At 41.7% G+C, this 13,117-nt stretch carries 11 protein-coding genes and 1 pseudogene; 4 read left to right on the plus strand and 8 right to left on the minus strand.

Annotation, left to right across the window (positions count from 1 at the left end):
• Window positions 1-185: 185 nt before the first annotated feature.
• On the minus strand, window positions 186-2,891 hold the full coding sequence (acnA, locus tag ACNQGS_RS25035; RefSeq protein WP_491489696.1) for an aconitate hydratase AcnA: 2,706 nt from the start codon (window positions 2,889-2,891) through the stop codon (window positions 186-188).
• Window positions 2,892-3,213: 322 nt separating this feature from the next.
• On the opposite strand from acnA, the gene sspO reads away from it, so the two are divergent.
• The gene (gene sspO / locus ACNQGS_RS25040; protein WP_213140096.1) at window positions 3,214-3,363 is read left to right on the plus strand and encodes a small acid-soluble spore protein SspO; all 150 of its coding nucleotides are present in this window, start codon (window positions 3,214-3,216) and stop codon (window positions 3,361-3,363) included.
• Between the two features lie 60 nt (window positions 3,364-3,423).
• On the opposite strand, the gene ACNQGS_RS25045 is transcribed toward sspO, so the two are convergent.
• Window positions 3,424-3,693 carry a DUF2524 family protein gene (locus ACNQGS_RS25045; protein ID WP_491489697.1) on the minus strand — a complete coding sequence of 90 codons (270 nt, stop codon included), beginning with the start codon at window positions 3,691-3,693 and terminating at the stop codon, window positions 3,424-3,426.
• A 113-nt stretch (window positions 3,694-3,806) separates the two neighbouring features.
• On the opposite strand from ACNQGS_RS25045, the gene ACNQGS_RS25050 reads away from it, so the two are divergent.
• Window positions 3,807-3,947: a small acid-soluble spore protein P gene (locus ACNQGS_RS25050; RefSeq protein WP_213115690.1), complete on the plus strand. Its 141-nt coding sequence runs from the start codon at window positions 3,807-3,809 to the stop codon at window positions 3,945-3,947.
• Between the two features lie 67 nt (window positions 3,948-4,014).
• On the opposite strand, the gene selA is transcribed toward ACNQGS_RS25050, so the two are convergent.
• Window positions 4,015-5,421 carry an L-seryl-tRNA(Sec) selenium transferase gene (gene selA, locus ACNQGS_RS25055; protein WP_491489698.1) on the minus strand — a complete coding sequence of 469 codons (1,407 nt, stop codon included), beginning with the start codon at window positions 5,419-5,421 and terminating at the stop codon, window positions 4,015-4,017.
• A gap of 102 nt (window positions 5,422-5,523) precedes the next feature.
• Between selA and ACNQGS_RS25060 the strand changes: the two genes are divergently transcribed.
• The gene (locus ACNQGS_RS25060) at window positions 5,524-5,928 is read left to right on the plus strand and encodes an Hsp20/alpha crystallin family protein (protein ID WP_464494179.1); all 405 of its coding nucleotides are present in this window, start codon (window positions 5,524-5,526) and stop codon (window positions 5,926-5,928) included.
• 79 nt (window positions 5,929-6,007) lie between these two features.
• Here ACNQGS_RS25060 and ACNQGS_RS25065 read toward each other — a convergent pair.
• Window positions 6,008-6,193 (minus strand): annotated as a pseudogene (locus tag ACNQGS_RS25065) (Rdx family protein); the annotation flags it as partial.
• Between the two features lie 176 nt (window positions 6,194-6,369).
• Between ACNQGS_RS25065 and selD the strand changes: the two are divergent.
• Entirely contained in the window at window positions 6,370-7,422 is a 1,053-nt protein-coding gene (gene selD / locus ACNQGS_RS25070; RefSeq protein WP_491489699.1) for a selenide, water dikinase SelD, read from the plus strand.
• A 32-nt stretch (window positions 7,423-7,454) separates the two neighbouring features.
• Here selD and ACNQGS_RS25075 read toward each other — a convergent pair whose 3' ends face one another.
• The 4 genes from ACNQGS_RS25075 to ACNQGS_RS25090 form a co-directional block, all read right to left on the minus strand.
• The gene (locus tag ACNQGS_RS25075) at window positions 7,455-8,417 is read right to left on the minus strand and encodes an L-threonine 3-dehydrogenase (RefSeq protein WP_491489700.1); all 963 of its coding nucleotides are present in this window, start codon (window positions 8,415-8,417) and stop codon (window positions 7,455-7,457) included.
• A gap of 27 nt (window positions 8,418-8,444) precedes the next feature.
• On the minus strand, window positions 8,445-9,635 hold the full coding sequence (locus ACNQGS_RS25080; protein ID WP_491489701.1) for a glycine C-acetyltransferase: 1,191 nt from the start codon (window positions 9,633-9,635) through the stop codon (window positions 8,445-8,447).
• A gap of 245 nt (window positions 9,636-9,880) precedes the next feature.
• Window positions 9,881-11,428: an acyl-CoA carboxylase subunit beta gene (locus ACNQGS_RS25085; protein ID WP_491489702.1), complete on the minus strand. Its 1,548-nt coding sequence runs from the start codon at window positions 11,426-11,428 to the stop codon at window positions 9,881-9,883.
• A gap of 11 nt (window positions 11,429-11,439) precedes the next feature.
• Window positions 11,440-13,095, minus strand: coding sequence for a class I adenylate-forming enzyme family protein (locus ACNQGS_RS25090; RefSeq protein ID WP_491489703.1), 1,656 nt, complete (start codon window positions 13,093-13,095; stop codon window positions 11,440-11,442).
• Window positions 13,096-13,117: the final 22 nt, after the last annotated feature.

The raw sequence follows: 13,117 nt of genomic DNA on the forward strand, positions 1-13,117 counted from the left end.
CTTACTTGTTTAGATGACTTGCCACAACCACATGCCATATTACCCACTCCTCTTTATGATATTCGTAAAAACACGATAGGTTTATGTGATATTATATGGTGCTAAAAAGTGAGGTGCTTGGACAAATATAAGAAAACGCAAAAAACACCATGCGCATTCACGCATGGTGTTTTACCATTCAAGGATTAGCCTTGTAATCTTTCACGAAGAACCATTTGCAGGATTCCACCGTGACGGTAGTAGTCGATTTCAACTTCAGAGTCAAAACGTACAACTACTTCAAATTCCTTCTTGCTGCCATCTTCAGCAGTAGCAGTAACTTTTACAAGGTCACGAGGTTTTACGTTCTCACCAACTTGAACTTCAAATGTTTCCTTGCCAGTTAAACCAAGTGATTCTGCGTTGTCGCCTTCTTTGAATTGAAGTGGAAGAACGCCCATTAATACAAGGTTTGAACGGTGGATACGTTCAAAGCTTTCAGCAAGAACAGTTTTGATGCCTAATAGGTTTGTACCTTTTGCAGCCCAGTCACGGGAAGATCCCATTCCGTAGTCTTTTCCAGCAAGAACCATTAAGCCAGTGCCTTCTTCTTTGTACTTCATGCAAGCATCGTAAATGGACATAACTTCGCCTGTTGGCCAGTAAGTTGTGAAGCCGCCTTCTGTGCCCGGTGCGATTTGGTTACGGATACGGATGTTTGCGAACGTACCGCGCATCATAACTTCGTGGTTACCACGGCGGGAGCCGTAAGAGTTGAAGTCACGTGGCTGAACGCCTTTTTCCAATAAATATTTACCAGCTGGAGTATTTTTGCCGATCGCTCCTGCAGGTGAAATATGGTCAGTTGTTACAGAGTCACCGAACTTACCAACAATACGAAGTCCAGTTAATGGCTCAACTTCACCAGGATCTTTAGATAGACCTTCAAAGAATGGAGGATTTGCAATGTAAGTAGAATCCTCATCCCAAGTATATAATGGCTCGTTGCTTGTCTTGATTTCATTCCAGCGCTCGTTGTCGCCAAACACGTTCTCGTATTCTCTACGGAACAGTTCAGGTGTAACAGTTTGTTTTACTACTTCATTTACTTCAGCAGTAGTTGGCCAGATATCCTTGAAGAAGACGTCGTTGCCGTTTTTGTCTTTTCCGATAGGATCTTTTTCAAAGTCAACGTTAACTGTTCCAGCTAATGCATAAGTAACAACTAGCGGTGGTGATGCTAGGTAGTTAGCTTTTACAAGTGGATGGATACGTCCTTCGAAGTTACGGTTACCGGAAAGAACAGAAGTAACTAATAGGTCATTTTCCGCGATTGTTTTTTCGATTTCTTCTTTTAATGGACCGGAGTTACCGATACATGTTGTACAGCCGTAACCAACAAGGTTAAAGCCGATTTGCTCAAGGTATGGAAGTAAGCCGGAATCACGAAGGTAACCAGTTACAACCTTAGATCCTGGTGCCAAAGAAGTTTTTACAAACTTAGGAACTTCCATTCCAAGTTCTACAGCTTTCTTCGCAACAAGACCTGCACCCACTAGAACATATGGGTTAGAGGTGTTTGTACAGCTTGTGATAGAAGCAATCGCAACAGCACCTGTTTTGATTTCTGCTTCGTCACCGTTGTTAAATTTAACGGTTGCAGACTTTTCAAGCTCATCAGAACCTAAGCCGAAGCCTTGATTGCCTTGAGGAGCAGAAACAGCTTTCACGAATTCTTCCTTCATTTGTGAAAGTGGAATCAAATCCTGCGGACGCTTAGGACCAGAAAGATTTGCTTCGATTTCAGCAAGGTTAATTTCGACTACGTCAGTATAAACTGGCTCATCAGCTGGTGAGAAGAATAAGCCGTTAGCTTTGCAATATGCCTCAACAACTTTAATTGCTTCTTCATCGCGGCCTGTTAAGCGCATATATCCAAGTGATTCTTCATCGATTGCGAAGAATCCGCAAGTTGCACCGTATTCAGGAGCCATGTTCGCAACTGTCGCACGGTCAGCAAGCGGTAATGAAGGAACGCCTGGTCCGTAGAATTCAACAAATTTGCCAACTACGCCATGCTTACGAAGAACTTGTGTTACTTTTAATGCAAGGTCAGTAGCAGTAGCACCGTTTGGTAGTTCACCAGTTAATTTAACCCCTACAACCTCTGGTACTGGGAAGTATGAAGGCTGTCCAAGCATGCCTGCTTCTGCTTCGATACCGCCAACGCCCCAGCCAAGAACGCCAAGACCATTGATCATTGTTGTATGAGAGTCAGTACCTACAAGTGTATCTGGATAGGCTTCAAGTTCGCCGTCAACTTCAGCAACATGTACAACATCAGCCAAGTACTCAAGGTTAACTTGGTGAACGATACCAGTTGCAGGAGGAACTGCGCGGTAGTTATTGAATGCTTTTTGTGCCCAGCTTAAGAACTGGTAACGCTCAGCATTACGTTCAAATTCTAAATCCATGTTAACTTTTAATGCATTTTCGTTACCATATGCATCAACCTGTACAGAATGGTCGATAACAAGGTCAACAGTTTTTTCAGGATTGATTTTATCTGGGTCGCCGCCAAGGTCTGCCATTGCTTTTCTTAAGGAAGCAAGGTCAACGACTGCAGGAACACCAGTGAAGTCCTGAAGGATTACACGGGAAGGCTTGAAAGGTACATCTACCTCTTTAAGTTCATCTGTTCCCCATTTTGCAAGATTTTCAACATGCTCTTTTGTAATAACACGGCCATCATATTGGCGGAGCACGGATTCAAGTAATACTTTTACGGAATAAGGCAATTTGGACACGTTGCCAATGCCTGCTTCTTCCAAAGCGTTTAGACGGTAATAATGATAAGTTTTGCCGTTTACGTCAAAGGAAGATCGTGCGTTAAACACATCATTTTTCGCCATGGTAGTAACCCCCTTATACGTCATAAAAATACAAAAATCGAAAAGTTGAAAAATCCCCATCCGGCTTTTACTTTTCTCACAAAAATAATCTTAATACAACCGATTACATAAGTAAATAACAAGAAAGTTATTGTGATTGATAAGTTTTTCTTATGGTTTTTTATGTAATTTGTTCGGAATATTTTGAAAAAACTATCATTACCTATGTAAAATTTTGTTTTGCCATCCGAAGGATTCCCTCTTACATTATGGCAAAAAAACTTTTATTTGTCATTATTTTCGTCCGAATGGAGATAGTAATTTTAACAGGAGGTGAAGGTTAATGGCAAAAAGAAAGGCGAAGCATGTCATACCAGGAATGAATGCAGCTGGTGCGCAAGGTATGGGTGCAGGCTATAATGAAGAGATGGCCAATGAACCCCTTACAGAAATGGAAAGACGAAACAATAAAAAACGTAAAAAGAATCAATAAAGATGTTTTCATTGCTTGAAATGGATTGAAAAAGCGGGACGGGATTCCCGCTTTTTCTTATTATTGAAAATCATTTACCTCAGTTACAATTTGTTTTAGATCCTGCTGGAATCTCTCAAGCTGTTCCCTTTGTGTTTCAGAAGCCACTTCGAGCGCATTCTCAATTTGCTGGTAAGCCTCATTCACTTCGTTTTTTAAGTGCTTTAATTGATGTCCATAGCTGGCACTGTCGCTGACAATCGTTTCGAAAAGTCCCTGTGCATTCTCAAACCCCTGCTGAGCAGCTTGAAAAGCTTCCTGTTTATTCTTGTTATAAGGATTTCTTTGCATCTTTAGGATTCCCCCTTAAATTGTTTACCCATTAAATTGTACAGAACGAAAAAAAATATTCAGCACATAAAAAGAATGATTGACCGCATCCTAACTGATGAGGAGGGATAATGATGACCAACAAAAATGACGGGACAGATATGCGCAGAAATGCCCCAAAACAATCCGGCCAGCCGGAGCCTTTAAGCGGGTCAAAAAAAGTGAAAAATCGCAACCATACACGTCAAAAACATAATTCAAGCCATGATATGTAATTTAACGATTAGCTAAATCGAAAAAAGCATCGATTCAGAATTCACTGAAACGATGCTTTCGTTTTTCTTAAATATGTAACAATGTATCTAGGAGCTGCTCCTCTTCCTCCTTAGTAACAGTCCGCAAATCAATTAAAAATTCATCCTTTTGAATTCTGCCAATGATAGCAGGCTTAGACTCCGTTCTTAACTTCCTGCCAAGCTGCTCGGCCGTTAAGGATTCATGCCTTAAGGCGATAACCCTTGCAGGCAATTCCACATCCGGCATAGTGCCTCCTCCGACCTGACTTGTAGCTTGAAAAATATTTGCCTGAAAAGCAGTTGTCCTTTGTAACAAATTTGTAACAAAGTTTGCTGCCCTTTCGTCTAATTCATTGACAGACATTAATAAATCACGGATGACCGGAATATTTTTCATTGTCTTTTCACCACGGGCATAATCTAATAATGTACCCTCAAGCGCCGCAAGTGTCATTTTATCTACCCGCACCACTCGTGCAAGCTGGTGTTTTTTCAATCGGTCAATAATTGCCTTTTTCCCAGCAATAATTCCTGCCTGCGGGCCTCCTAACAGCTTGTCCCCGCTAAATGTGACAACATCCGCACCCATTCCGATTACTTCTTTGACTACCGGCTCGTCCCCAATTCCATGGTTTCTAAGGTCAAATAACGCACCGCTCCCTAAATCCTCATAGAAAAGAACATCTTCACGGGTTTTTGTAAGCTGAATTAATTCCTCTGAATCAACCGATTTTGTAAAACCAATTACCTTAAAATTGCTGGTGTGAACTTTCATGATGATAGCCGTGTCGGGTGTCACCGCATTTTCATAATCATAAAGATGAGTTTTATTGGTTGTCCCAACTTCGATTAATGTCGCACCGCTCTCCTCCATGATCGAAGAAATTCGAAACGATCCGCCGATTTCAACAAGCTGTCCTCTTGAAACAATGACCTCTTTATTTTTGGCCAAGGCTCTTAAGACGAGGTAAACAGCAGCAGCATTATTATTCACGACCATCGCTGCTTCGGCCCCAGTAATCTCTTTAATCAAGGCTTCAACATGACTATGGCGAGAACCACGTTCCCCTTCATTTAACTTATATTCAAGATTGGAATAGTTTTGAGCTACTTCCACTACATGTTGAATAGCGGCATTGCTTAACCTAGCCCTGCCAAGGTTGGTATGTAAAATCGTGCCTGTTGCATTAATAACTTTTTCTAATGTATAGGAAAGCTGTTTTTTAATTTTATATTGCAGCTGTTGAAAAATTTCATCAATAAACGATTCCGTTCCAGGCAATGGCCCTAGCCACTGTTGGCGGATGATAGCTTGTCTAGTCTCATCCAGAATGTCTTTTAGAAGACTAGTCAGGGCTGCTGCATCAAGCTGATTTTGTTCAATCAACACTTTAAACTGTGGGTGATGTTGAAGCTCATGTACAGGTGGAATGCTCCGCAAGGTTTCTTTCATGCAATAAATATCTCCTTAAAATCCTTCTTTTGTCCTATTATAGCATTTTTAACATTTTTCGGCTCCTTGAATAAAATGAAACGTGTAAGGAGGAATAATATTTTGAAAAAGAAAAACCTGCCTCGAAATTCTGTTGTAGATTTTGAGAAAATGGAAAAATGGTTAACAAATTATTTTTTGGACCCATCTACAACCCATTGCGATTTATATCAATTCAGAATTGATATATACGAAACCGAAACAGATTGGATTGTTGAGGCATCATTAGATGAATATGTCAGTTCGGAGATTAAAGTGAAAACTGATAATACACAGCTTGTCATTACAGCGCAAAAACATTCTTACACATTCCCATCACGACATCCAAAAAAGACCCGCACAATTGACTTTCCTTTCTCTATAATTAATCATTGTATAAACGCTTCCTTTCAAAATAATGTTTTAGAGATCTTTATATCAAAAATAAATAATGGTTCAGGAAAAAATCGGTATATTACGCTGCCTTGATTTACTTTTTTATTACACAGTTTACATAATAAAATTACCGGCAATTTAAAACCCTCACAGTTGAATGTGAGGGTTTTGGTTATTTTGACTCCATGATTTTAATAATGTCTTCTGTATCTGGGAATAACCCTATTTCATCTTTAGAGTAGATTTTTTCCCCATTAACGGTAACCTCAAAGATTCCTCCCGAGGCTGGAATCAATTCCAATTTTGAAATATCACGCCGGAAATGCGTGATTAGTTCCTCCGCGAAACTCGCGGCTTTTGGTGCGTAGTTTCACTGCATGCAAAATTCAACAATTACATGAAAGTTTTTCATTGATGACCTCCTGCTTTTCATTATGTATATGGTAGAAATATTTTATCTTTTCAACTATTACTCCGCAAATATTTTGCACCAATTAGTATAATAGGTATACTATTTAATGGGAGGTGTACATAATGAGTGAGCAGGAAAAGATTCGCCTAACCTCTTTATCAACTAAGGCTGGTTGAGGCTGTAAAATTGGTCCAGAGGACCTGACGCAAGTTTTGCGTCTTTTACCAAAACAAGACCCTGTTCCCGAATTACTTGTCGGGAATGAAACTAGCGATGATGCGGGTGTGTATCAATTAACAGATACGATTGCGCTGATTCAAACAGTAGACTACTTTACTCCAATTGTGGACGACCCGTATATGTTCGGCCAGATTGCGGCCGCAAATTCATTAAGCGATGTGTACGCGATGGGTGGAGAACCGAAGACTGTATTGAATATCGTCGGCTACCCTATAAAAAAACTCGGAGCGGATATGCTTGCAGATATTTTACGCGGTGCTGCAGATAAAGTTAAAGAAGCTGGGGCCCTCACGGTTGGCGGCCATTCCATCGATGATCAGGAACCGAAATTTGGGTTATCCGTGACAGGAATTGTCCATCCGGAAAAAGTTTGGAAAAATGTCGGTGCAAAGCCAGGAGATATCCTTATATTGACAAAACCAATTGGAGTTGGAATTTTGACAACCGGGATTAAAAGAAGTGCCGTAACTCCGGAGCAAGAACAAGCCGTGACAGAAACAATGGCAATGCTGAATAAAACCGCTGCTGAAGAGCTCTTCCCATATACTCCAAGTGCTGTTACCGATGTAACCGGCTTTGGCCTGTTAGGACACGGAAGTGAAATGGCACGAGGGAGTGATGTGAGCTTTGAAATTTCATTTAACCAGGTGCCAATTCTTGAAGGGGCCATCGAATTAGCGAAAAATGGTGTAGTCCCTGGCGGCTCTAAGTCTAATCATAAATGGATATCTGATGATGTTGTGTACGAGGACATACTTCCTGAAGAGCAGCTTGTTTTATGTGATGCGATTACTTCTGGGGGTTTGCTTGTCTCAATTAACGAAAAAGATGCAAAGCTTTATGTAGATGGCTTACATTCACGTGGATTGGCAGATGCCTCCATCATTGGACGAGTAACCGAGAAAAATGACAAATTAATCTATGTGAAAAGATAACAGCGAAGCTTTGAGAGCTTCGCTGTTTTTCTTTAACTTGGGATTTTTAATTGAAATTTTTGACTTAATTTATCAAGCATATCTTTGGTCATTTTGTCTAAATCATAGTCGTATTTGAAGCCCCATTCTTGCTTAGCTGCGCTGGAGTCGATAGAATTTGGCCAGCTTTCGGCAATTTTTTGACGGGCTGGGTCTACATTATAGTTTATTTTAAAACCAGGTATATATTTTCTGATGCTTGCCGCGATTTCTTCCGGGTCGAAACTCATCGCAGACACGTTAAAGGAATTGCGGTGTTTCAACTTAGAACCATCCGCTTCCATTAAATCCACGATGGCATTCAATGCATCCGGCATATACATCATGTCCATATAGGTGCCTTTATCGATATATGATGTATAGCGCCCATTTTTTACTGCTTCATAATAAATTTCCACAGCGTAGTCGGTAGTACCGCCTCCAGGGAGTGCCACATAGGAAATCAATCCAGGGAAACGCAAACCGCGTGTGTCAACACCGAATTTTTCAAAGTAATAATCCGCCAAAAGTTCACCGGCTACTTTATTGACACCATACATCGTGGTAGGGCGCATAATCGTATCCTGTGGCGTATTGTCTTTCGGTGTTGATGGACCAAAAGCACCAATAGAGCTTGGGGTGAAAAATTGTGCATTCATTTCGCGAGCTGTCTCTAGCGCATTTAACAGTCCGCCCATATTCAAGTTCCAAGCGAAAACTGGTTTTGCTTCGGCAGTGGCCGACAATAGGGCCGCTAAATGCATGACCGTATCCACCTTATATTTTCGCGCAGTCTCCACCATTGTTTTCCCATCAGTCACATCAACAACCTCAAATGGACCGCTTAATGCCGCTTCGCTGTTGTTTTTCTTAATATCGGTGGCGATGACATTGTCAGCCCCGTAAATATCTCTCAGCTTTAAGGTTAGCTCTGAACCAATTTGCCCTAAAGCACCCGTTATCAATATACGTTTCATCTATATCATCCTCTGTCAGTAAAATCTTTAAATAATTCCTAATTCCTTGCCGACTTTTTCGTAAATGGCGATGGCCTTATCAAGCATTTCTTTCGTATGGGCAGCTGTCGGCATATTGCGGACCCGTCCTGTACCGCGAGGAACGGTCGGGAATACGATTGCCTTCGCATAAACCCCTTCTTCATTTAACCGTCTGCTAAAATCCTGAGTTAATTTTTCATCGCCAATGATACATGGAGTAATCGGCGTTTCACTGTTTCCAATATTAAAGCCCAAGTCCTTTAATCCTTTTTTCAAATAGTTTCCGTTTTCCCAGAGCTTTTTATTAAGCTCAGTACTTTCCATTAAAATCTCGATTGCACGTTTGCTTGCAGCCACATCAGCAGGTGTTAGGGAAGTGGAAAATAAGAACGGACGGCTGCGAACCTTCAGCCAATCAATTAAGTTTTGCTTTCCGGCAACATAACCACCGACAACTCCGATTGCTTTTGATAGAGTACCAATTTGAAAATCGATCTTATCGGAGAGTCCAAAATGTTTGACCGTCCCTGCACCTTCACCGAGTACACCTGAACCATGTGCATCGTCTACATAGGTAATCAAGTCAAATTCCTCAGCAATTTTAACAATTTCTGGCAGCAACGCGATATCCCCGTCCATCGAAAAAACACCATCGGTAATGACCATTACTTTGTTATAATGACCAGACTCGACTGCTTCTTTGGCTTTGGCGCGCAAATCATCCATATCAGAGTGGTTGAAACGGATGATCTTAGCTCTGGACAGTCTGCAGCCGTCAATTATAGAGGCGTGGTTAAGTTCATCTGATAATATCGCATCGTTTTGATCCATGACAGCGGAAATAGCAGCCATGTTACAATTAAAACCTGATTGATAAGCTATGGCTGCTTCTGTATGTTTAAACTCAGCTAATTTTTCCTCCAGCTCTAGATGAAGCTTGAGAGTTCCATTAATAGTCCTAACAGCTCCTGCTCCCACTCCGTATTTTTCAAGCGCTTCGGCAGCAGCTTTTTTCAACCGTTCATCGGTTGCTAATCCTAAATAATTATTGGAAGAAAGATTGACAAGTTCCTTGCCGTTAATCGTAATCACCGGTCCATTTGGACTTTCAAGCGGATCGATGACGTTATATAGGCCTTTTCCCTTTAAATCCTCAAGATTTTCATTTAAAAAATGCTCTAGCTTTTTACTGGACATATCAAATCCTCCTTTATGATAAAAAACGATGTTTATGTATTTTTAAAAAATACAATTGTCCTCCTGAGGCGTACATTTACATTCCATATAAACCCTGTTATAAAAGGATTCATTTACTATACTTTATCACATTTCCACAAGAATGTTCACCCCAGGTGGACATTTTTTTAAAAATATTTTTTATTAGATTGCCCATTTAGGACGCAAAAAAAAGAACCCTTCCACGATGGAAAGGTTCCAAAAGTTTATATACCTGTCGGCCAAGTCGCTAGCAGCCTCTCGCTTTTTTCACGCTTTGAGGTTAATAAGTATTCAAGTGACTGGCAAAGGAATTTTCTTGTTTCATTGGGCTGGATGACATCGTCAATCAAATGCTTCGCTGCCGCTTTATATGGTGAACTATCAAATGACCAAAGTTCCAAAAGTTTTTTCCGTTCCTCACTTGGATTTTCAGAGCGGGCCAATTCGCGGCCAAACACGACATTCACCCCGACTTCTGGTCCGGTAAAATTAATTTCCGCGCTAGGCCACGCGACCACTAAATCACCGCCCATGCCCGGACCGCACATATTCCCGTATGCAGCACCGATACTTTTACGGATGACAACAGAGATTTTCGGTACAGTTGATAAAGCTAACGCCTGATTCCAGACCATAATTTTTGTTGGCATTTTTGCTTTTTCTGCTTCGCTGCTGATACGGAAACCTGGGGTATCGTGCAGAAAAATCAGAGGGATATGATAGGAATCACAAAGACAAATAAACTCAGTGGCCTTTTGACACTCATGCGAGCCAGGTGCTCCGGCAAATTGGTTTGGCTGGTTGGCGATAATTCCGACTACATGCCCGTTCAAATGGGCAAACGATGTAATCAAGCCTTTGCCGAATTTCCGTTGATATTCGTAAAAGATGCCATCATCAACAATCGTTTCAATAATTTTTTTCATATCATAGACGCGGTTGTTTTGCTGCGGCAGTATATTGAAAACCTCATCTACCAAGCGGTAAGGATCATCATTCGTCTGTCTCATTTGCGGGCGTTCACCGCTGTTTTGCGGCATGTAGGAAAAAAAGGTTTTCATCCTGTCAAAGCATTCTTCTTCCGTTGCCCCATCATCATCAATTTGTCCGGTAAAGCGGTTATGAATATCGACCCCGCCTAATTCTTCCGGTATCATTCTCTGCCCGTTCGCGAGCTCAAGCATCCGTGGTCCGGCAATCGCCATACAGGTTCCTTGCAGCTGGGTGACGAAATCAGAAGAAACAGCAGTCCAAGTAGGACCGCCAAAACTGTCTCCCAAGATGGCCGTCATCGTCGGTACTTGGCGGTGAACTGTCAGCATCTCACGCGGGAAAAGTTTATCGCTGAACCCGTCTGAACCCATTCCATCCGGCATCCGCAATCCTCCGCCTTCGTGCAGTGTAAACATTGGGAGGCCGTTTTTAACTGCAAACTCATGGATACTTTTGGATTTTCGCATGTGAACAGCACCTTCCGTCCCGGCAAAAACAGTCTTGTCCCCAGCCTGAATAACGGCTGACCGGCCATTCACTTTACCGACACCAATGATTAGCCCATCCCCATAGCTTTTATGTTCGGTTCCCTTTACATCGGATGTATTTAACATGCCAAGCTCCATAAAGCTGCCGGCGTCAGCAAATTTTTCAATTCTTTCGCGTGCAGTTAATAGTCCCCGTTCGTGCTGGGCAGCGATTTTATCACATCCGCCACCTAAAAGTGCCGCTTCTTTTCTTTCCTGTAAATCCTTTGATAATTTTTGTAATAACTCCATTGTATAATCTCCTACTCTTCTTTTAATAATTTTCGCAATACCTTTCCGGATGATGTTGCCGGCAGCTGATCAATGAATTCTATATAACGTGGATATTTATACGCAGCCATGTTTTCTTTTGCCCATGAGATGATCGCGTCAGGAGTCAAGCCTTCCTTATTTGAATCCTGCAGTACGACAAATGCTTTGACAACTTCTCCTTTTACAGGATCAGGCACGCCGATAACGGCTGATTGGCGAATAGCCGGATGTAAATTGAGAAGTGCTTCGACGTCTTCTGGAAAAATACTGTAGCCTGAGCTTTTTATCATTTCTTTTACTCGTCCCATGAAATACAAATATCCATCCTCGTCAAGGCGTCCGATATCACCAGTATGAACCCAACCGTCCCTAAGCGTTTCGGCTGTTGCTTCCGGCCGGTTTAAATACCCCTTAAACACACCCGGATTTTTCACGACAATTTCACCCTGCTCGCCTGCAGGCACTTCCTCACCTGTTTCGATATGAAGGATGCGAATTTCTGTATCAAAAATAGGGATTCCACAGGAACCAAACTTCACTTTATCCTTTGGCATAAACGTGTCACATGTATGAGTTTCACTTAAACCATAGGAAGCCTCGAATAACGGGCAGCCCTTCGTAACCGCTTTCCATTTGTCTGAAAGCTCTTGTGTGACCTGAACTCCAAAGCTGGTGGCCAGATTGGTTGTTAAACTGGACAAGTCTCTTTCGGCAATGCCTGGAATTTGTAAAATGGCCCAATTCATCGGCGCGATGCTATACCAATAGGAAACACGGTACTTTTCTATGGCGTCAACCGTTGCAAGCGGATCAAAACGAGTAAATAACACACATGGCCTCCCCGAATAAATGGTTGAATTTAAACCCATCAACATACCAGCAATATGGCATAATGGAGCACTTGCCAATAAAATTTCATCGTCCTTCATAACGTTTGAATGGGCAGCGGCTGCGGATTTAAAAAGGGCATTACCAAATGTGAGCATAGCTCCTTTTGGGCGTCCGGTGGTACCGGAGGTAAAGACCATTAACCCAATATCATTCCATAAATCTACTTGTTCAGTCTGTTCGTAAGGATTTTCAGTTTGAAGGATCGTGGTGAAATTATCTGTTTCTGTGAGGTTTTGTTTCGGTACAAGCAATTCTTCTGGAAACTTCCATTCGGGCTGTTCTGGGAGAAAATCTTGATAGTTAGCAGTCACGATAAAGCTCAGGTTGCGGGACTTTTCCATCGCTTTTTTGACCAGAGGGTATATTTCAGCACCTGCTATAATCCCTTCAATCGGTGCTTCTTCGAAATAATAGGCCAATTCATTTTCTTTAAACATTGGGTTCAGTGGCACAACGGTTCCACCTAGTTTTTGTATGGCGAAATGAGCAATAATATATTGCGGACAGTTTTGCAAATAAAGGGCGATGCAGCTGCCTTTCTTAACCCCTTTTTTATGTAAATAGCCAGCAAAGCGATTCACGTACTCCAAGAGTTGTCCCCAAGTGACCTCTTGTCCATAAAAAATATAGGCAGTGTCATTTGGGCGCTCATTCCCATGGTGCTCTAAATAAGCAAAAAGTGGTTTTTCACCTTGTAAATAGGTAAAGTTTGCAGGTACATCAGCTGGCCAATAGGGGCGGATTTTTTCAACCATCTTTCATTCCTCCAATTATTCT

Source organism: Neobacillus sp. PVCKKU3, assembly GCF_058323225.1.